Raw genomic sequence first — 20,838 nt, 5'->3', positions numbered from 1 at the left:
CGAGGGCGCGGCCCGGTGGTCGGATCCACCGGGCCCCTTCGCGACCGATAACGAATCCCGGGCACGCCCTGCGCTCGGCCCCCGTATCGCCGGCGACGACCCGGCGAGTACGGCGACATTCGTTCCGGCCCCGTGATCGCCTCGTGCAGGCGATACGGAAGCCGCGGGGCGGCCGCGGGTTCCCGCGGCGCAGACCGCCCTTACGGATCCCAGGGATCGAGGCCCGATTCCGGGTCCATGTGGTCCAGGTTGGCGACCCGGTGCGACCACTGCATGAGCCGTCGGCGGTTCATTTCGCTCGGGTTGGCCTCATAGGAGTGCGCGGCCTGCTGGAAACTTGTCGCCACTTCAGTGGCAATGGTCCAGCGCGTGCCCCGGCCGACCGCGTTCCACTCCTCCGGTGTGATCGCCGCGCGCAGAGCACGGTCGGAATCCCAATGCTGCCGGACGCGATTGATGAATCCATGGTCGACAACCGAACCGGGCGGGGGTGTGCTGGTGTGCCGGGCGAAGTTGTCCGCCGCGACGACCGCCTGCGAAGCGAATGCGTTGCGCACCGGAAGCGAATCGGTCGGCAGGATGTGGTTCTCGATCGCACGGGAGGCAGCGAGTGCCTTCTGTAGCGGAGCCCAGCCGAAGGGGTTCGACGACATACTGGCCTTCTGGACCGCTGCCGCGCGAAGCGCATGGATCACCATCTCGTCCGACCCGCCGGCGGCCACCAGCGCCGAGGCCATGTTACCGTCCGGGACCCGGCTGTCACCGAGGCCGTCCAGTGCGTTGGCGATACCGGCAGCAGACCCCATACCGCCGCGCGGATCCGCTCGGGTTCTCGCCTTGAGCAGCCAGTTCGCCCGGGCATGGTCGCCCCACTGGTAGGTATCCATCCGGGATTCGGCAGTGATCATATTTGCCAGGTCGGAGCGCCTCCTACCCCGTGCCAGCGGGCTGAAAGGGCTGGGTGTGGCGGCCATCAGCCACGCGGTGACGGGCGAAGCGTTGACGGTGTTCAGGGCGGCCATGGCGGCGAGGCCGCTCAGTGATCCGCCCCCGCCGCCGCCCCCGCCCCCGCCGCCCATACCCATCCCGAGCGCGGTACCACCACCGCCCCCCGAGCCGGACTGACTGCCCTGGATGGCCAAGGAGAACCGGTTCGCGACCCAGTCGTTGCCACGGGACAGGCTCCGGTTGAGCCGCCGGATCTGCGAGATCGCCACGATCTCCACGACACAGGCGATGACGATGACCGACATCACCTGCCCCCGCGCCTGGTCGAAGAGGTTGCTCATGAACAGGATGTAGACACCGAGAAAGATCGTGAACACGGTCATGCGAGCGGCGGCGATCAGTCCGTCGACAACATTGCGCACCAGGAAGGTCTGCGTCGGTCCGTAGATGAAACCGCCTGCCGCGAAACCGAATATGGACATGAAGCCGTGGTAGATCGTGTTCATGGCTGCCTTCATGACCTTCAGCCCGAGATAGACAGCGAAGGCGAGCAACAGCGTCGCGCACACCAGCAGGATGATTCCGGTACCGACCTGGCCCATCGACGGATTATCGGCCCGGGAATACGCGGAGCCGTTACCGCATTGCTTGATTCCCTTGAGAATATTGTCGTCCTTGCCCGAGAGCACCCCCGAGGACCACGCCGACTCGCAAGCCGCATAGTTGTCGACAACCTCGCCGAAGTTCCACACCTGTACAGGTTTCCGGGCGAAATTGTCCGCCAGATCTTCCTGCATGGTTTTCACCAGCAGGACCGGATTGGGGTTGCTGTCACCGGTGAGCCCGGCCGCGACCGAGATGCCCACATCCCTGCCCTGGGTGAGCAGGCCGTCGGAGGACAGGACATCGGCAAGGGGTTCGGCGAGGAAGACCGGACCGATGATCGCGACACCCAGCATGGTGATCACCTGCATGGTGGCCTTGCTGGGAAAACCGCGGACGATGAACCAGGCCACGAAGAAAGTGCCGATCGTCGCGGCGGTGATCAGCATCATCGGGGTGGCGATCTGATGGGACAGCGCGGCGGCGACACCGTTCAGCGCGTTGGCGAACATATCGAGCCAGGTGAAACCGAAAGTGAAACCGACGATCCAGATGGCTGTGGTCACGATGGCCATATAGCCGACGAACTCGAGGCCGAGCAGCGTCCACAGCACGGTGTAGCCGGGATTGAGCAGACCACCGCGGTTCGAGGCGAAAGTGTAACTCGACAGCGGTACGCCGTTGGAGTCGGTGATGTTCATCCAGCCCAGGCCGTCGATCTGCGATACACCACTGCTGACCTGGGCAGTCGCGACAACGCCGACGATTCCCGGAAATACGACGAAGAGAAACAGGAGACCCAGGACCCACAGTGTTCGCCGATGCCACGGATGCTCGGCGAGCCAGTCCCGGGCCTTCCTGACAAGGGTATCGGGATAGTACCGCACGGGGTCCCAGCCGGTGTCGCCGACGCGGCGACATCGGAGTTCGCGAGCGTGCCGGGAAGGCCGGACCGGCGCCGTCATACGGCACTCACCACCGGATACCCGTCTGCTCCATCGGTGGTGGAGAGATGGCCGGCGATACGGCGGAATTGTCGCACGAGTAGTTCCCGGCGGCTGTTCGCCGACCGGGAAAAACGCAGGTTCATCCGGTTGTTCCTCCTGCGCCTGAATCCGGGCCTCGTTGGAAAGAGGGCATCTTGGTGCACATCAGTTTACGAGTCGCTGACTCGATGATGACGTGTCGTACCAGGTCACCGCTTCCCTCCGGTGGGAATCCCCGACAATGGGGTCTGTCAGGAAGGAGAGGCGCGCATGGTCGGCTGCCGGTGTCTGCGATCTCGGTTCGGCCCGTCCGGAGCGCCCTGTCGCAGCGCTGATGACGACCGGATGACGCCGGCCGCGAGCGTCAAGACCATCGGCAGGTGAGGCTGTGTCCTTTCTGGACGGGGTAGGGGACTTCCTCACCAGCGAAGATTTCGCAGTAGGCGCCGTGAGCGTGGTCGGGTTCGCCGTTGGTGGGCCCATCGGGGCAGCGGTGGCCGGAGGTGTTGCCGGCGGGGTCGCCGCTGGTTTCAAAGACGAGAACATCCTGATGGGAGCCGGTCTCGGTGTCGCGGGTGGGCTGGTCGGCGGCATGCCCGGCGTCGCGTTCAGAGCTCCGGCCAGAGGGATGGTTGGCGGTCTCCTTCGCCGGCAGCACTCTCTGGAATTGGCCCGCGCGATGGGCGGAAGGGTGCCCACGATCGCGTACGAGCGTTCCGGGTTGTTCGCGAAGCGGATTCCCGAGTTACTCGGGGGCGCACACCTGTCGCCCTGGAAGACCCATATGGGTCTGCTGAATACGGCCTTCACTCCGTATTACATGGGCGAGATCGAGAATGCTCCGGACGATATCCGGAATAAATGGTACAAGTACATGGGGTATCCCGACATTCCACTGATAGATATCAGTGAGGAGGAGCTTTCCGCCATCCCGGACAAGATGCCCCATATCATGATGCCCGATCCGGCTCGCCTGCCGAAGGAATTGGAACTGACCGCGCCGGTCGAGAAGAACTATCGCACCCTGCCCACCGCCTACGCGGGCTACTGGAACAGCTTCGGGGAGAAACCGGGCAAACTCGACCCGCCGAAGGAACTGGCGGTCGGTGACATCTCCGGGGAAGAGAAGGCCGGGATCGCGAACTATCCGCAGAAGGTCGAGAAGATGCGGAACCGGCTGGCGGAACTGCGGTCCAAGGCGGCGAAGGTCGAGGAGGCGAGCGAGCAGACCAGCCGGCTGTGTGCGGCCGGCCGCGGGGATTTCGCGCAGGCGGTGAAGGCGCTCACGGGATTTGCCGGACTGGACGCGCGGGATATGAAGCGTATCGGCGTACTGTTCTCCGACTACTCACAAAAAACGAGCGAGTACACCGGTCAACCGGTGTTCCGGATCGAACCGACCAGTCTGGGTGCCGGCCCGCCGAGCGAGGACGTATACGCGATGGTGCTCGTCGACGCAGCTTACGGGAGTGCTGCGGCAATACTGTCGTGGTACGCGGATGCTTTCGAGGCGCTCGGTGCGAGAACCGAGTCCGAGAAACCGACCGCGGAGAAACCGACCGCCGAGCAGAGCGGACAGAATCCGGCGTCCACAGCGACCACCCCCACGAACAACGGCAACGATCCCTACTATGACGCCGCGGCCGCCGCCCGCAACCGGATCTCGCCGATCGCCCGGACGAGCCCGTCCACGGTTCCCGCGCCCACCCCCTGGGATCTCACTGGTGACACCGGTTCGGGGCCCGGCTCCCATCGCAAGGTCACCGATGATCCTGTGGGCGGTGCCGCCGCTGGACTCGGCACGGCAACCACCACACCCGATGCCTCGTCGGTTGCCCCCGCACCGGTACCCGCGGTGTCCGCCGCCGGGAACGACATGGGATCTGCACTGAAATCGATGATGCTCCCGCAGATGATGCAGGCATTCCTGGGCCGCAACCGCCCAGGGCCCGGCACGGAACCGGAGAAGGACCACCGGGCTGTGCGGGAACGGCCCGAGGACTTCGCGGCCCCCGCGCCCGCGCCGACGGCCAACGGTGTGCCCGCCGCACAGCAGTCGGGCAACCCGGCAGCCACCGCACCGAACGGCGAGACCAGGCCTGCTGTGGCTCGTCCCGATTCCGGTCGGCCGCCGGGTAGCCCGGTGCCCGCGACCGCTCCCGACGCCAAGGACACCGTGGTCTACACCGTCCCCGACGGCCGGACCGTGGAGGTTTCCGCCGTGGTGGCACGTGGGCTGGACGCGGCATTCGGTAACGCCTCGGGCACCGATGCGCGCGCGGCGTACACCGGCACACCCGCGGAGTGGACCGATCCGAAGCGGATCGGGCGCCGAATCGACCCGAACGAGTCGATGACCGGAGATGTCGGCGTTTGGAAGGAGCGGGCCGCCTTACTGGTTAAGTTCGACGGCCAGGATACGCTCGAAGCGGTGGTCGACGGTGCGCTGGTGAAAGTCGCGGATCTGTCGATGATGCGCGACGACGCGGGCGAGTTCGGTGGTTTCGTCGGTATCTTCCATCCGCCCGGTATCGAGAAGCCGGCAGATGAGTCTGCCGGGGCTGCCGTTACCGTCGCGCCGGTCGACCAGACCGGTCCCGGTCTCGTGGTATCAGCGTAGGAGGCGCAGTGGTCGAGTTTCGGGATGCGTTGGGATTCGCTGTCGACGTAGGTGTGAGTTTCGCAGTCGACAAGTCACTGACCAAGTTCGGCGCCGGAAGCGGCTTTGGAAAGGAACTGGTCGGCGGCGCGATCTCCGGTGGATTGGGCGGCGCCGCGGGAAGGGTGGTTTCCGACGGTTACAGTAACAGTAACGTTGTCAACGGCTTAAAGGACGGTGCGATAGGTGGTTTCCTGGGGTCGGGGGCCGCTCATCTCTGGGGAAAAAGCCTGACAAAAGGAAAGACCACCGCCGATGAGGCATTGAACAAAGCGGACGAGGCCAAGGCGACTGCGGTCGCCGAGCGAAAGGCGCTCGACACCGCGGAAGGCACCCGCACCAGAGCTCTAGACAACATGAACGAGGCCGAGACCGCACTTCGGCAAGCGGATGGCAAGGTCGCAGCTGCCCAAGCCCAAGTCGACAAGCACATCGCAGATTTCGGGAACAATCCGGACGATCTTGTCTTGAAGCACAAACTCGAGGAACTCACGAAGGCGAAAGCTGAAGCCAGTACGGCCCGCACCCGGCGCGACGGGGCGCAGAAGGAGTTCAAACGGGCGGATGAAGAATACGACAAGTTGCATGCCAAAGAGCACAAGTTGGACGACACGAAGCGCGCTGCGGAAGAAGCCTTCGAGAACGCTGAAGCGGCCGCCAAAAAGGCGGGTGAGAACCTCGAGAACTTCGGCAAATTCCGCCGTGGCGGGCTGATCGGTCTGGGCTCGGGGATCGGAATGCTGCTCGGTGAACACGGCCTGCCCTGGCCCTCCGACGGGTCCGGCGGAGATCAGCCCGGCGCAGCGGTGAACAGGGTCCCCTTGATGTGGGACGGCTACCAACCCGCCGCGACAGCGGGGTTGATGGGCCGGTCACCGTTCGAGCAGGGCTCGTCTCCACAGAAAGGACAGGGTTTCCTGCTCCGCCCGGAGGGACTGAATCCCAGTATTGTCCTGTGGTACGGCGGCCCATCCAATTCGTTCGCGTATTCGCTGGTGGATGCCTATGAGATGTTCGGCGATCTGAAGAAGAAGGAAGACCTGAAGATCACGCCGATTCCGGCGATGCCGAAAACGGTGCAGGACCCCGCCGGTTTCAGCGCCAAGGGTGGCGCCACCTATAAAGACTTATCGCTCTCGCTCGACGAGGCAGGCAAGAAGCTGACCGAGACGCAGCAGAGCGTGGTGAATGTACTGCCGACCGTGGAGGAGATCAGCAAGCGCGGCAAAGAGAACGTCGGCAAGCTCATTGTCGGCGTGAACAGGTTCATGGTGGAACGTCTGCAGACCGGCTCGGACAAGGAAGTTCTCGTCGTACTGGGCCAGGGATTCACCGAGCTCGCCAACGAGCTCCAGAATGCCTCGCAGGCGAACCAGAATCTGGCCGGTGGCATCCAGAACCCGACCGCGGCGCAGGACGCGGCCGCGGCCCGGAACCTGGCCAACTCGGTCGGTAATTATGCCGGCCGGATGAACAGTGGGGGTTACACCCCCGACAGTTCGCAGATCGGGGTGAACAACCCCTGGAACCCGGGCAACCTCGGTACCGGCAATGCCGCCACGCCGGACACCTCGGCTCTGAAGGACGCCGCCGAAAAGTTCCGGAACCAGGCCGAGAACCTGGCGGGTGCGGCGAAGACTCCCTCGAACCTCAACCCTGCCTCCTACGACCCGGGTGCCGCTTTCAACCCGGGCGCTGCCCAACTGGGGTCCGCCGGATCGATGGGCGCGATGGGCGCGATGGGCGGAATGGGCGGCTTGATGGATATGATGTTGCCGCTTCAACTCATGGCCCAGCAGAGGGCCATGCGGGAGCAGGCGGACAGCGATATGTCCGACCGGATGGACGACCTGGATCCGTCCCGTTACGACCAGGCCGCTGTCCCGACCCTGCCGCAGGCGCAGCCGCCGACAGGGACCACGCCGTGGTCGAATCAGGCCGCCGCGAACAATGCCGCCGCCACCCCGGCCCAGCCCGCCGCGCACCACCCGGCCGGTGCCCCCAACGGCGCCAACTCCACTCAGCCCGGCACCGCGGTGCCGAAGCGGGTGCCCGGGGATGACGGTCTGGTGCCGTACGCCTTCCCGAAAGGGACCCAGCGCGTTCCGCTCGCCGTGGCACAGGCATGCGACAAGGCGTTCGCGAACAAGAGCGGTACCGATGCCCAGGCCGCGTACCAGGGAACCGCGGGGGCGTTCACGGATCCGAAGGATATCGGTCCCGGTGTCGATCCGTTCCAGCTGACCACCGGCGATATCGGCACCTGGATCATCCGGCAGCCGAAGAAAGAGTCGCAGCAGGCGGAGCCGGTGCCCGCGCAGGCCGGCAGCGAAGGGCAGATCCAGCCCGTCGCGATGGTCACCGTCGGCGGCGACAGCGGAGAGAAGAAAGACGAGCCGGATACCGGCTCGAGCGGGGACCCGGAATACCGGACCGCCATCCTGGTCGTGTTCGGTGAAGGGGAGAGTGGCACCGTGGAGGCGATAGTGAACGGGGAGCTTCGGCAGTTCGAGGCGGAAATGTCGGATACTGAAGGTGACTTCGGTGAGTTCGCCGGGTTCAAGCACCCGAAGGGCGTGGAGGCCGCGGGCGACAAGGGCCAGGACAGCGAGACGATGGCGACATCCGGAGACCAGACCACGGCCGATATACCGACGCTCACGATGCCGGTCTAGTGGATGTGCAGCCACGGTGAGAGGAGATGAGACATGCCATTGAATGTCGATCTCGGTGAACTGGTGTCCGTCGCGGGCCGATCGGCGGACCTCGCGCGGGTCACCGGAGCCGCGATGCCACGTGAATGGGTGCTGCCCGCAGGGGCCGATCCCATCTCGGCTCAGGCGGTTCCGCAGCTCAACGCGCAGGCCGCGACGCTGTTCAATGCCACTATCGGGGTGCTGAACAGGATTCAGCGTGACGCTCACCGCATCGGTGCGGCGGCGACCGAGTACTCGGTGGCCGACGACGAGGGCGCCCGCCGCGTCAACGCTTCGGGTGGGGAGCTGGTCGCCAACCCGGTCCCGGCCGTGGAACCGGTGGGGTACCGCCGGGTGCCGGAGGGACTGAGCAGTATGCCGGTGGTCACCGGAGACCCGTTGACCCTCGCCAAGCAGCTGCACAGTGGCCCGGGGCCGGAGCCCGCGCACCGATTCGCCGATTCCGTACGACTGTTCAATGTGAGCTCGCGGACCCAAGCATCCGCCGATATGGACAGTGCGAGTTCGGTCCTGCAGAATTGGACGCCGGTGGGAACAGAGGTCGCCCAGCGATTCGTCACGTATCGCGGCTGGATGGACCATTTGGGGGACGCGATGGAGAAATTGGCGCAGGGGGCCGAGGACTACGGCAACGCGTTCTCCCGCGCCAAGGCCAAACATCCCACGCCGGAGGAGATCCTGGCCGCGCGAAAGCGAATGCTGGCCGCGGCACGCGCGAAGAACGAAGCCGCGTTGGCCGCCGCTACCGCGGAATACAACGAGTTGAACGTGCGGTCGGGCGAAGCCGCGGGATCTTACGCCACGGAAACCGGCACCAGTATCGCGAATTCGTCGGAGGGTACGGCCGCGGCGGCGCAAACCGGTTCCGGCGGTTCCGGCGGTTCCAGCGGTTCCAGCGATTCGCTCTCCCAGATGCTGCCGATGCTGATGCAAATGATGCAGCTCGGTGGCAACGGCCTGAACCAGGCCGACGACATTTCCGACGACGACTGGTACGACGATTCCTTCGACGATTACGGACTCGGGGATTACGGGATCCCGTCGCTGGGAGGCCCGTCCGGTGGGTCGCCGTCGCTCTCGCCCTCATTGCCCGGCAGTACGATTCCCAGTGCGTCCGATGTCCAGGCGCTGTCGGCGACCACCGCGATGCCGTTGGCCGCTGCGCCCGGCGGCAGCGCCGGCTCTCCGGCCCGGTTGCCGACCGGTGACGGCGGCGGAGGCGCAGCCGGTACCGCATATGGCCGCGGTGCCGCCGCCGGCGCGCCCATGATGCCCATGGGGGGGCCCATGGGCGGGGGGATGGGCGGTGCCGGCGGTGGTAGCGGTAACGAACGCAACCGAGTGGTCGCCTGGCATCCCGACCGCTTGATGTACGTCGACGACACTCCGCACACCGAACCCGTTATCGGGGAACGGCCCACCATCGCGCCGACGGTCACTCAGCCGACCCCGACGCCGGCCAATCAGGCCCCGACCCGCTCCGGAGGTAACGCATGAGCATCCACCCAGACGTGCAGGCCGCGCTGGACGCGGCCCGCGAATTACGGCATCGCATCGCCGATATGCGGGAGCGTATCGACGATGTGCGTGCCCGGCGGCCCTCGCCCAGCGGCACCGTCATCCCGGAGGTGGACGCGATGGGGCGGCTCACCAGCCTCTACCTCGCGCCGGGTACCGCGGGCCGCTTCACCAGTGAGGAACTGGCGGCCGAGATCATGGCCGCCATCCGGGAGAGCACCCGTGATGCGGCCCGGCAGTACCAGGCGATCATGGAAACTGTGATCACCGAGAACAGCGCGGCGGACGGCGCGGTGGACAGCCGTGAGTCCGCCGGTATCACCGAGGCGGTGCGGTGACCGGTACCGAGGCCGTGGAGGCGGCGGACGATTCGGTCTCGGCCGCCGATGCCATCGGCTGGCTGCACGAGGAAGGTCTCACGCGGCTGGCCGCGCTGGGTTCCGGCTCGCCGAACCCGGCCGTCGCCTTCTCCGTCGATGTCTCCACCGGTATCGTCACCAAATATCCGGCCGCCAACGGCGGTATCGGGGCCGATTCGAGCACGGTCGCAGCCGATGATCTGCCCGCTCCGCTGGACAGCTCCAATCGGCTCGTGGTCGTCGGTATCACCAGCTCCGACCAGATACTGGTGGTCGACCTGGCCGGGTCGCTGGTCATCGGGATCAACGGTGACCGGCCCGAATCGGCCGCACGGTCCTGGGTGATGCAGTTGCTGCTGAACCCGGATATCACCGTGACCACCAACAGCGCCGACGTGGCGATCGGTAGCAGTCCACGGTGCCGCAAGAGCTTCATACCGGGCGGCGGTGGTTCGATCATCAGCGTGGACGACGGTAACCCACCGGTGACCACGGTATCGATGAACTCCGAAGTCGAAGGTTCGGACTATCTGGACCTGCTCGGCGACGGTACCGGTGAAATGTACCTGGGAGCGCGGGTATGGCCGCTGCGGCTGGTGATGACCATCGGCGACGCCGCGTGGTCGGCGCTGTCGGAAACCTTGGACCGGGCAGCCGGATAGATCCGCAGGAGAAGAAGATGAACGACGATTTCGACTACGACGATATCGAAGACGATCAGGACGAAGGTGCGGCCACGAACTCCGCGGCCGCCCCGCAGATACACGAGGTGTTCAACCCCGATCACACCGTCGGAGTGGCCTGCGACCGGGACGGTGAGATCGTCGGGTTGCACATCACCGACGAGGCGCAGGACAACGGCGACAGCTGGTTGAGTGCGGAGATACTCAAGGTCGCCGCGCTCGCCCACGCCAAATCGCGTCTCGGACTGCGGCGGGAGATGGAGTCCAACGGCGCTCGCTCCTACACGATCGACTCGTTCGGCCTGCCGACCGAGGCCACCTATCGGACCATGGAAGACGAGGCATTCGGCCTCCGCCCGGCCTGACCCCCGCACCGGACAGACAGGACACGACCATGGTGCACATTCTCTCCCTCGACGCGGTGAAGGCGACCGTCGGGGATGCCGCCGGGGCGCTCACGGTGATGACCGACGATGTCGGCACCACCGTGGATTCGCTGGTGATGCAATCGAAAGCCGATTCGCCGCTGGACCGCGATATGACCGGCAAGCTGGACTGGATTCGCGATACCTTCGCCACCGCGGCCGCCGATGTCACGGAACAGTCCGGAATCACCGTCGAGGCCACCGGTTACGGCACGACCGTACTGTCGAACGCCGATATCGACGGCCAGGCGACCGTGCGTTCTGCCGCGGTCTGATCGGACACGATGGCGCCGGAGCAGACGAGTCCGTACTGGGATCGGATCGTGGGGGACCGCTGGCCGCAGATACCGCCGTCGGCCTGGCACGGTTTGGCGGACAACGCTCGTGAGGGCGCCGCGGCACTGAACCTGGTCGATGTGGAGCAGGCACGGCGCGCGTTCGAACAGACGGTCCAGCAGTCGGTGGGTCTGGCGGAGATCCGGCGGGCGCTCGTGGCGTTGGAGGAAAATCCCCGGGCGTTCGCGGCCGCTCTGTCCGCCGCCGCGGATACCTTCGATACCTTCGGCGATGTGGTCCGGCGTACCCGTAACCAGATTCTCGACGTGGTCGCCGATGCGGCCGAACGGATCGAGCAGGCCACGCGGGGGGACAACAACGACGACGGTGAGGAAGGCGACGCGGCCGAGGCCGAAGCCGATCGTCAGGCGACGGAGGCCATTCTGGACGATGCCCGGGGAGATGTGCGCGATATCGTCGCCACCGCATTGGGTTCGCTCGGGCCGCAGGGGCTACCCCGGCTGGACGATATCGCCGACGCTCTCGGTCAACCGGGACCGTGGCGCAAGGGTGGCGGCGTGCCCGGTGTCGGACCCCGCAGACCCGGCGCCCCCGGTCGGCCCGGCCGGCACCAGGACGTTCCGCGCCACCACGGGCCGGGTTTCGAACAGGGACCCTGGGTTCCCGGCCACGACCGGCCCGTACGACCCGATCCGAATCTCGGGCAGATTCTCATAGACCTGATCGACGACCTGCTACCTCCGCAGCCGGGCCCGACGGTGTCCGGGCCGCCGCCCACCCTCGACGTGCAACCGCCGGTGGGCACCGAGGATATGCCGCCCGTGCTCACGGAGCCGGGCGGGCAGACCGATACCACTGGTCCGGCGCCCGTGGCAACGAACCCTGCCACCGGGGGGACCGGAGTGCCGCAGCCGGGAGACCAGGTGCAGAACGCGGCCCCACCGGCCGAAACCAGTGGAGACGGTGCCGAGACCGACGCCGATACGGCCGCTGTCGGCGAATCCACCGAATCCACGGAATCCAGCGAATCGTCGAGCGCCGAGACCGGTGGCGAGCCCGACGAATCCGCGCGGCCCGACCGTGAGGTCTCGGCCCACGACGGTACCGATACGTCGGAGACCTTGGGTCTTGCCCGGTCCGCCGGTACCTACGCCACGCCGGAGTCCGACGCCGAGAGCGCGCCTCCGGGTGCCGTGCCGCCGGTACTGCCGTCGGCGATGGGGCCGGTCGCGGGAACAACCACGGCACCGGGGACAACCGGCGCGGGCACCGCGGCTCCGACCAGCAGTCCGGCGGTGAGCGGCCCCGCCGGTACCAGTCCCGCGGCGGTGACATCGGCACAGGCCGGCCGGAGTGCGGTGGGACCGATCGAATCGCAGCGCGGGCCGGGCGCCACCGGTAAATCGCTCGCTTCCGCGTCCCAGCAGGGGGTCAGCGCGGCGCCCGGCGGAAAACAGCCGGTGCCGGTGCCGGACAGTGATCCGGGCGCCGGGAAGTCCCGCGGGCCGGGAGATCTCGTACAGGAGGCCGTCGGCGCCGCCATGACCTCGGCTTCCGCACCGGCCTTCATGGTCGGCGAACGCGTCGACGGGGACCTGGTCCTCGCGCGCACACTACTGGGCGGGATTCGTGCGGCCACCGATTCCTGGGTTGTCGGTGTGGACTGGGCAGTGGCGATTCTGCGCCACTCCAGCGGGGTCAGCGCGTTCGTCACGTCGAACGAGGGCCGCGGCTGGTTGCCTGCCCGGCTCCACCTGCCCACCGAAGTGTCGCTGCCGTGGCTGTGGGCTGTCTCCGAGGGGTCGGGGTGGGAAGGTACGGCGGACCCCGCGCGGATCCTGGTGGAGTTCGCGATCGCCTGGGGTGCGAAGTCCGGTTCGAAATTGTCCGCGCTGGCCTCGTCGCAGCCCATGGATCCCGTGCTGGGCGGGCGGCTGGGCACCGTGGCGCTGGCCGGGTCGGTGGCGGCCTCGGACACCATGGATCTGCGCAGTCCCGCCCCGGGCATGCTGGATCGCCTGGGAATCACGGCCTCGCCCCGCCTGCTCGACCGCGCGGCCAAGGTCCTCGATCGCGATATCGCGCTGCGCTGCCTGGAGCTGGCGGTCGACGCGCATATCCGGGTTCAGCGCGCGGGACTCGCGACGGTGGACACGATGGAGGCGCCGGAGATCAGGCTGCGGATCCTGCGCGCGCTGCGCGACGGCCGCGAGTTCGCCGACAGTTGGTGGGAGGAACTCCAGGATGCCGACGATCTGATCGCCGCGACCGTGCTCGGACACCGGGCCGACACCAGTCGAATCGGACTCGGAGAACTCCGTTCCGGCGCGGCCGATCTCGATCCGGGCTCGGAGTTGTCGATATTGCGCGCCCTCACTTTTCAACGCCGCTGCAACGAGTTGGTTCTGCTCTTGGTGGAGGAGAAATCGCGCCAGACACTGCGCGACTCGGTCTACGCGCACGCCCAGGTGCTGGGACATCCGCTGTTGGCGGCCCCGCCGACGGCCCCACCGGCCCCGCGTCGGTCGACTGTCACCACCGGTGATCGACGGTGAAAACAGCGCTGCTGCCCGACCGCAGGGCCTCCCCATAGCTGGGAAGAATCGACAATGAGGAGAATCGCTGGTGGGAAAGGATTGATCGAGCATGCCGGAATGGTTGGATATCGACCCTGCGGTACTGCGTCAGCTGGCACTTCAGCACGATCAAGTAGCGGCGGAGACGCGGGAATGGGCTCAGCCGCCATCCGAATGGCTCGCCAACTTCGAACCCACCTACGGCAAGATCGCCAATCCGGTCAAGGAAGCGCTGGAACGGTACTACGACGCTCGGCTACGCGCCGGCGAGGCCCTGGCCAGGGAACACGAGCAAACCGCCGCCTCACTGCGTGAATCCGCGAACGCCTATGAGCGGACCGACGCGGAGGCCGCCGCGAGCGTCGGCCGCTCGGGTGAGGACGCCGGCGGCCGCGTCGGGGCCTTCGGCGATCCTGTCACGGCAGGGTTCGCCCCCAATTCGACAGCCCCCGACAACCCGCTGGGTGCACCTGTGGTCACCGGTCCCGGCGCCGCTACGGGTACCGGCCCGTCGACGCCGCCCCCGGGACAGATGGATCCGGCGGCCGCCGCAAACGGTGCCGCCGCGCAGGGCCCGAGCGGTGCCCCGCCCGGACAGAGCCAGAACGGCGTTGCCGCCGGCGGCGTCACCGCCACGCCCGGCACCGTGCCGCCCGCCGAGCACACGGCGGGGGCGGGGGCCACACCGGCGGGCAATACGGTCTCCGGCGCCCCGTCGGGTGCCGGAACGGTGCCGCCCGGTGGCTCGCTGGTCGGCGGGCCTCTCGGCGCGGGTACCGGCTCCAGTGACGACCGCGGTACGACCACGACCCCGGCCGGCGGCGCGAACGCACAGGACGGGACCGCCGTTCCGGTGGCCGGGGCTCCGACACCTTTCAACTCGGCGGTGGCCTCGGCGAAGGACAAGGAAGCCGAGCCCGCCTACATCGTCGGCGATACGGTGAACGAGGACCTCCTCATCGCCAAGACCCTGCTCGGGGCGGTTCTGGCCGCTACCGACGAGGCGGTTGGAATAACCTGGGCGGTGGCGGTATTGCGCGGTCCTGCCGGTGCGGGTCTGTTCATCACCTCCAACGAGGGCCGGGGCTGGCTCCCCGCCGGTCTGTTCTTGCCGCGCCAGGTGTCGACACCGTGGCTGTGGGACGAACTGCTCGGTGCCGACGGTGAGGTCGCCGCACCGTGGGAGGGGATTTCGGATCCGGCGCGGACCCTGGTCGAATTCGGCCGGGCCTGGGGCGCGAAAGCCAATGCGGTGCTTTCCGCGATCGCCTCCTCCGGTCCGATCGACCCCGTCCTGCGGAGCCGGCTGAGCGAGGTCGCTATGCAGGGTCTCGTCGAGCCCGGGTCCGATCTCGATCTCCGGGTGCTCACTCCCGATACCACCGACCGGCTCGGCCTCACCGGTTCCGTGCCGGCGCTGGAATCGGTGGCCGCGGTGCCGGACGCCCAGGTGCGCAGGCGCGTTGTGGAACTCGCCCTGGACGCCCATGCTCAGCTCGGCCGCTCCGTTTCGCAGCATTTCGACAGCTCCGGTTCACGTGCGATCCGGGATCGGATCCTGGCGAAGGTGGAGGCCGGCGAGGATGTGCCCGCGTCCTGGTGGGACGAACTCCGCGACGCGGACGATCTCCTTGCCGCGGAAATGGTTTCGCAGCGGCTCGATGTGGGCCGGGTCGATCTCGGCGCCATCCGCGTGGACGACGAGGTGAGCGCACTGCGGGCCATGGTGTGGGATCGGCGCTGCAACGAGCTGGTGGCGCTCCTGGCGGAGGAGGCGGACCGGCAAGTCCTGCGCGATGCGGTATACGCGCATCAGGAGATCCTCGCCCATCCCTCCTTCGTGGCTGCTCCGGCGGCCGTGGCCACAGGTACCGAGGAGCAGGGGGCGCGGCCGGTCGCCGGCGGGTCCGGGGTTTCGGCCCCGGCGGAACAGGCCGGCGCCGCCACGGAGGCGGCGCCACCGAGTGCGACCAGCCCGCCGACCGGCGCAGTCGCCGCTCCCGAAACCGGTGGGCCACCGCGCGGCGTACTGCCGCCGTCGGTGACACCGCCGCCCGAGACGCGGGACTCCTCGTTCTGAGATCCCGATGGCAGATCTCCGGTTCGTGTCATGCGGAAGGTCTGCCTGCGGGAAACCGCGCCGCGCGAGTAGTCGATGCCCCGGGCTGAGTGGACCGGGCCCTTGACGAAATGCGTGCCGAATACCTCTTACGGCAGGCGTGGCCGGTTATTGCCCAACTGGTAGGTGGTCGCCGCCGGCCCGGAGACAGTGGTCGACACGCCCGCGCGGCCGTCCGGGAACCTCGGATTTGGCGCACGGAGATGCCACCGGAGACGTGGGCCGATGAGCGGGCCGGTCATGCACTGTCGGCCGGTGTGGAGTATCGCCCGCCTCCAGATCAGGGTCGTCCGTACTGTGGGCAGGATGCTGCCCGAGTCGTCGCCGCGGCGGCACATGGAAGACCGGGGTGCGCTTGTTCCCGGGACAGCCGGGGGAACCGGCTACGGCGTATGCCCTAGACCTGTTTGCTGGGAGTTGTCGGGCCGTACGGAATATTGTTCTGCGGATCGGTCGAACCCGGATTCGGCGCTGGATTCTCGCCCGGTGTGGGCGTCGCGCCGCCGGGCGGAAGTGGGGCCGTCGGGTCGGAGGCCGGGCCCGGTGCCGAGGGGGCGGGCCGCCCTTCGGGCTCGTCCTCCCCGTCCTTGTCTTTGTCTTCCTTCTGGCCGAGGAGCTCGGGCAGCTGACCGAGCATGGGCATGAGCGCCATCGGCAGCATGGCCAGCATCGGCAGCATGGAACCGAGACCGCCCGCCGCTCCCGCGGCACCGGTGGCGCCACCGGCGGATCCACCCGAACCGGATCTACCCGAACCGGATCCGCCGCCGGCGGCGCCGACGTTCACGTCCTGTGCGGCCGTGACCACTTCGTTCACTTTCACCACCGCGGTGGCGATATGGTCCATCACCGCGGCCGCCTCGGCGGAACTGAGCTTCTTCGAAGCGACCGTCAGCAAGGCGGCGTTCAGGTCCCCCTCGATATGCACGATCTTCAACAGGGTCTGTGCCTGTTCGGCGGCGACCACCTGCGAGGTTCCGTCCACCTGCGCATCCATATCGACAAGCGAATCCTGTCGCGCGCTCGCCGAGGACACCTGCTGCTTGTACAGCTCGACGCCCTTACCCCAGCCGGGCATGTTCGCGGCCTGGACCTTGATCGGCGTTCTGCCGCCGCGCGGCGGGGGCGGGGGGTCGGACCGGCCGAACCCGAGCACGTCCACCGATTTCTGCATCGTGTCCTCGGCGTCGGCTATGAAATTGTTCACGATACTGTTGGTTTCGGAGCCCACCTTCATCCGAACCAGCTTGACCTTGTGCAAGGGTTTCGCGGGGCCCGATCGGCCGGTGGCCGGTAACTGGTGCTCGACGGCCGGATCGTTGGCGCTCGCCGCGACGGGTTTGCCGGTGGCGGGGTCCGTGCGGCTCATCAGGGTGGCCGGCCGGTCCGCCGGGGCATCGGGAACCGGCTGCCCGAGGCGTGGGTCAGCCGGCCGGAGGCCGCCGGGCGGCCGCCGATCGTCCGGTTTCGTTCCGGGGGTGTCGATATCCGCGTCTGCTGTCGCTGTTTTCATCCGCTGTCGCCGCCTCCCGTGATGTCTTCTTCATTGTGTTGTCTTCCTAGAGATGGGAATAGGAGGAATGCCGTTCATCCGTGTGTTGTCGCATAGTCGAACGGACAACATAGGCTTGATTGCCGAGGAATTGCCCGGGGTGCTGGGGCAGAGAGGTAAGTCGGTGCGATGAGCGATGATGAGCTGATCGCATGCCGGCACTGACCGACGATGTGCACGGTGTGTTGCGCGAGCTGCTCGGGCTGTACGGGGCCGGGCAGCCGTCCGAACGCGCGGCCACGGTGCTTGCGCAATCCATGGCGGCGGACCTGTCCCGGCTGTCCGGCGGGGGTGCTCGCGGCTACGGTGACGCGCTGGGCATCCAGCGTACGGTGCTCGATACACAGTACGGCCGGGACGGTCTCGTCACCAAGACCGTCGGTGAGTCGGGAGCCGGGACGCTGACCGGGCGCGGGGTACTGAGCAGTCAGATCTCCGATCTCCAGGCGCGGATCCAGGCCATCACCACTATCGGTGACACCCGGTTCAGCGGTCCGGCCCTACTCGATTCGGCCCAGCAGACCATCACAAACGCGACCAGGCAGGTGAACGCCGATATCGACGCGGCACGCAGACAGGCGGCTCAGATAATGCCGCCGGTGGCGCTCGCCGAGCGCACTCGAAAAGCGTCCTCCCCGCCCCGGAAAAGGCGACGGCGGCGACCTCGCATGGTCTCCGGGCAACAGGTCGCGAATCAGCCGACCCGACGCGGTATACGCCGCAACTGGGACAAGACCCGAGGCGGACGGGCCGCGCAGGCGGCCGACGGCGCGCTCGGCCTGCCCTATATCTGGGGTGGCGGTGGCGCCGGCGGACCCAGCGGGGGCGGTTTCGATTGCTCCGGGCTGACCCAGTACGCCATCGCGCAGGCCACGAACGGCGAGGTGGTCCTACCGCGGACCACTTACGATCAGATCTACGCCGGTGAACGGATCGATCCCCGTGAGGTGCGCGCCGGGGATCTTGTGTTCCCGGCTTCGTCGTTCAGCTCTCGTGGGCCGGAACACGTTCAACTCGCCGCCGGCAACGGTATGGTGATCGAGGCGCCCTATTCCGGTGCCACGGTTACTTATTCGCCCATGCCGCCCAGTGCTGTCGTGGTACGGGTCGTCTGAATCGTCTGAGCGGAACTCTCGCCTTTGGCTATCGAGATACCACACGAAGTGGCGACGTTCCTGAACTTCATCGGCGTCCCGTATCCGGATATCAACGAGGACCAGGTTCGGGAACTGGCCGGTCACGTCCGCACTTTCGCCGACGAGGTCGCCGGTACCCATGGCGCGGCGACCGGTGCGATCACCGATATGGGATCGGTTTACCAAGGGCAGTCGTATCGCGCGCTGGTGGCGTCTTGGGCGAACATGAGTTCGTCACATATGGAAAGGCTGGACGAGTTGTGCCGGGCCGTGGCGACGGCTCTGGAGATCGCGGCCGAAGTGATCACCGTGGTGAAGGTGGCGGTACTGACCGAACTCGTGGTGCTGGCTGCCGCCTATGCCGGGTCGATGGCGGCCACCGTGGTGACTTCGGGGGCCTCTATGGCACTGAGTCAGTCTATTTCACTTGCCGCCCGGCGGCTGGTCAAGGCCATGGAGGAGATGCTCATCGGCTACATCATGGCCGAGGTACTGGGTAAGGCCATCGAGCCGCTCGAGGACGCGGTCGCGGACATGATCAACGGCGTGGTCTACAACGCCACTGCCGATCTGCTGGGCGTCGACACCGGCGGCAACGATGTCGTGTACATCGATCCCGACGAGGTGCGCCGCTACGCCCAGGTCCTCGACGACCACGCGGACGACATCATGAAACACGCGGAGAAGTTCGCCAACGGTGTCGCCGCGCTCGATTTCACGACGCCGGTCGGCCTACCCGCTGTGAGTGCTCCGGTGACCCAGGACGGTGGACCCCCGAACAGCCCGGCTGCGAGCGCACCGGTTCGGCAGATGCCGCAGGAAGTCGCTGCTACGCCGCGGAACTGGATACCTGAGTCCACCGTCGGTGCAGTGCCCGCCCAGGATGCGGGAGCGCCTGCGCGTGCCGACGACAGGTCCCCTGCGGCGGAGGCTCCGCCGCAGAGTACGCCGGGCTCTCCCGCAGCGGGGCCGGCCGCCGGCGGGCAGAGCGGTGTGCCGGGTGCGAGCGCCGGAACCGGAACGGGGCAGACCGGGGACCTGCGGGCCCCGGGCGGCCCGACCGTCGAGAGTCCCGCGGTCGACGCGCAAACGACGGAGTCCCGTGGGGAACGGTCACCGGTTGTGGGCGGCCAGGAGCCGGGTTCCGCGGCCACCCGGACATCGGCGGCGTCCGGCGACGATATGGCGGGCGCGAACCCGGGCGACCTGGCAGGTCGGGCCGAGCAATCGGCGCAGGGGGCCGGTGCGGGTGGTGCGGATTCGGCCCGGGGCGTGGAAGCCACGAGTGTTCCGCCCGGCCGGATCGGGGATCCCGGCGGCGCGTCGACCGGAAGTGGCGGCGGCCCGGTCAGTCCGTGGAATCGTCAGTCGTCCGCGCCGGGCGGATCGGCCGCCGGATCCGGGAACACCGCGCCCGGGGGACGTGGTCGCCGCCGCGGGGCCGATGGCGATAAGCCGGGCCGTACCGCGGGCGGTCGGCGTCGTCGGGCCGCCCGGCAGAACCCGTGGTCGGCTCGACCGGCTGCGCCGTCCACACCGGCGCGTACGCCGTGGGGTAAACCGGCCGAGCGCACCGAGCCTGCGGTTCCCGCCGTGGCGGCGGAGGGGGATGCGCCACCGCCCGTTGTACCGGCCGACCGGGATCGGAAGGATGGCGCCGAAGGGAAAGACGGCGCCGCACGGGACTCGGCGGAGCGGGCGCACTCACCGGATACCGGCGGGCCGGTGGTGTCCGCGCCGGTTCGCACGGACGAAGGTCCGCCGCCGCGCGGGTGAACAGACCGCGTAGCTCCGCAGCCGCTTCGGCCGGGCGCTTGCCGCGTATCTCCGGTTGAGCCCGGATCGCAATCGGTCTTCGCTCGATCGAGCCCCTCCGGGTGCGGCGGCCGATGGCTCGCTGTTTCCATCGGCCGCCGCGAAGTAGGTCATCAGGGATGAGGGAACTGGTGACCTGCCGCCGACTATAGCTACGAATGATGTGCCGTTCAACAACGGCACTATTGTCAGGAGAGGGAATTTTGCCCGGTTTGGCCAGCGGGCGGGCGGCCGGGCCCTCGCTGTCAGACCGACGTCAAAAGTAGGTGTTGTCAAGCTATTTCATGCGCCGAACAGTGTCCTCGAAATGTGGTTTTCGGCCGCTTTCGGCGGTGGAGTACTTGGGTCCGGCACGAAACCGGCTGGTACTTTATCGCTGGCTTACGGCTCGTTCCCTGATGGGAATGTGCGCTTTTTGGGTTTTGCGGCTTTCATCCGTATTGCC

General features: G+C 67.4%; 13 protein-coding genes. 11 read left to right on the top strand and 2 right to left on the bottom strand.

Going from position 1 to position 20,838, the window contains the following annotated elements:
• Positions 1-200: 200 nt before the first annotated feature.
• Positions 201-2,438, bottom strand: a complete 2,238-nt coding sequence (locus tag ACLML9_RS03400; protein WP_411944083.1) for a hypothetical protein — start codon at positions 2,436-2,438, stop codon at positions 201-203.
• Positions 2,439-2,925: 487 nt separating this feature from the next.
• On the opposite strand from ACLML9_RS03400, the gene ACLML9_RS03395 reads away from it, so the two are divergent.
• The 9 genes from ACLML9_RS03395 to ACLML9_RS03355 all read left to right on the top strand — a co-directional run bounded on the left by ACLML9_RS03395 (position 2,926) and on the right by ACLML9_RS03355 (position 15,851).
• A complete protein-coding gene (locus tag ACLML9_RS03395) occupies positions 2,926-5,157 on the top strand; it encodes a hypothetical protein (protein WP_411944082.1) in 2,232 nt (743 codons plus the stop codon).
• Positions 5,158-5,165: 8 nt separating this feature from the next.
• Positions 5,166-7,871 (top strand): hypothetical protein, encoded by a 2,706-nt coding sequence (locus ACLML9_RS03390; RefSeq protein WP_411944081.1) that lies wholly within the window; start codon positions 5,166-5,168, stop codon positions 7,869-7,871.
• 33 nt (positions 7,872-7,904) lie between these two features.
• Complete coding sequence (locus tag ACLML9_RS03385) at positions 7,905-9,410, top strand: PPE domain-containing protein (RefSeq protein WP_411944080.1); 1,506 nt, start codon at positions 7,905-7,907, stop codon at positions 9,408-9,410.
• Complete coding sequence (locus ACLML9_RS03380; protein WP_411944079.1) at positions 9,407-9,769, top strand: YbaB/EbfC family nucleoid-associated protein; 363 nt, start codon at positions 9,407-9,409, stop codon at positions 9,767-9,769. Before ACLML9_RS03385 ends, ACLML9_RS03380 begins: the two co-directional genes overlap by 4 nt.
• The gene (locus tag ACLML9_RS03375) at positions 9,766-10,452 is read left to right on the top strand and encodes a hypothetical protein (protein WP_411944078.1); all 687 of its coding nucleotides are present in this window, start codon (positions 9,766-9,768) and stop codon (positions 10,450-10,452) included. Before ACLML9_RS03380 ends, ACLML9_RS03375 begins: the two co-directional genes overlap by 4 nt.
• A 17-nt stretch (positions 10,453-10,469) precedes the next feature.
• Positions 10,470-10,838, top strand: a complete 369-nt coding sequence (locus tag ACLML9_RS03370) for a hypothetical protein (RefSeq protein WP_411944077.1) — start codon at positions 10,470-10,472, stop codon at positions 10,836-10,838.
• A gap of 29 nt (positions 10,839-10,867) precedes the next feature.
• Positions 10,868-11,173, top strand: a complete 306-nt coding sequence (locus ACLML9_RS03365) for a hypothetical protein (protein WP_411944076.1) — start codon at positions 10,868-10,870, stop codon at positions 11,171-11,173.
• Positions 11,174-11,182: 9 nt separating this feature from the next.
• Positions 11,183-13,750, top strand: coding sequence for a hypothetical protein (locus tag ACLML9_RS03360; RefSeq protein ID WP_411944075.1), 2,568 nt, complete (start codon positions 11,183-11,185; stop codon positions 13,748-13,750).
• Between the two features lie 91 nt (positions 13,751-13,841).
• Positions 13,842-15,851 (top strand): type VII secretion target, encoded by a 2,010-nt coding sequence (locus tag ACLML9_RS03355; protein WP_411944074.1) that lies wholly within the window; start codon positions 13,842-13,844, stop codon positions 15,849-15,851.
• Between the two features lie 436 nt (positions 15,852-16,287).
• Here ACLML9_RS03355 and ACLML9_RS03350 read toward each other — a convergent pair whose 3' ends face one another.
• Positions 16,288-17,403, bottom strand: coding sequence for a hypothetical protein (locus tag ACLML9_RS03350; RefSeq protein ID WP_411944073.1), 1,116 nt, complete (start codon positions 17,401-17,403; stop codon positions 16,288-16,290).
• A gap of 191 nt (positions 17,404-17,594) precedes the next feature.
• Here ACLML9_RS03350 and ACLML9_RS03345 point away from each other — a divergent pair, with 191 nt between their 5' ends.
• Positions 17,595-18,557, top strand: a complete 963-nt coding sequence (locus tag ACLML9_RS03345) for a C40 family peptidase (RefSeq protein WP_411944072.1) — start codon at positions 17,595-17,597, stop codon at positions 18,555-18,557.
• Positions 18,558-18,605: 48 nt separating this feature from the next.
• Positions 18,606-20,354 carry a hypothetical protein gene (locus ACLML9_RS03340; RefSeq protein WP_411944071.1) on the top strand — a complete coding sequence of 583 codons (1,749 nt, stop codon included), beginning with the start codon at positions 18,606-18,608 and terminating at the stop codon, positions 20,352-20,354.
• Positions 20,355-20,838 lie beyond the last annotated feature (484 nt).

The organism is Nocardia sp. NPDC002869, from assembly GCF_046764065.1.
GTDB lineage: Bacteria > Actinomycetota > Actinomycetes > Mycobacteriales > Mycobacteriaceae > Nocardia > Nocardia rhamnosiphila.
This window is presented reverse-complemented; position numbering and strand designations above follow the sequence as displayed.

What these genes read in the sequence shown, in the direction of transcription:
- ACLML9_RS03385 (WP_411944080.1), top strand. Translation starts at nt 7,905, where the DNA reads ATGCCATTGAATGTCGATCTCGGTGAACTGGTGTCCGTCGCGGGCCGA.
- ACLML9_RS03365 (WP_411944076.1), top strand. Translation starts at nt 10,868, where the DNA reads ATGGTGCACATTCTCTCCCTCGACGCGGTGAAGGCGACCGTCGGGGAT.
- ACLML9_RS03370 (WP_411944077.1), top strand. Translation starts at nt 10,470, where the DNA reads ATGAACGACGATTTCGACTACGACGATATCGAAGACGATCAGGACGAA.
- ACLML9_RS03355 (WP_411944074.1), top strand. Translation starts at nt 13,842, where the DNA reads ATGCCGGAATGGTTGGATATCGACCCTGCGGTACTGCGTCAGCTGGCA.
- ACLML9_RS03360 (WP_411944075.1), top strand. Translation starts at nt 11,183, where the DNA reads ATGGCGCCGGAGCAGACGAGTCCGTACTGGGATCGGATCGTGGGGGAC.
- ACLML9_RS03345 (WP_411944072.1), top strand. Translation starts at nt 17,595, where the DNA reads ATGCCGGCACTGACCGACGATGTGCACGGTGTGTTGCGCGAGCTGCTC.
- ACLML9_RS03350 (WP_411944073.1), bottom strand. Translation starts at nt 17,403, where the DNA reads ATGAAAACAGCGACAGCAGACGCGGATATCGACACCCCCGGAACGAAA.
- ACLML9_RS03380 (WP_411944079.1), top strand. Translation starts at nt 9,407, where the DNA reads ATGAGCATCCACCCAGACGTGCAGGCCGCGCTGGACGCGGCCCGCGAA.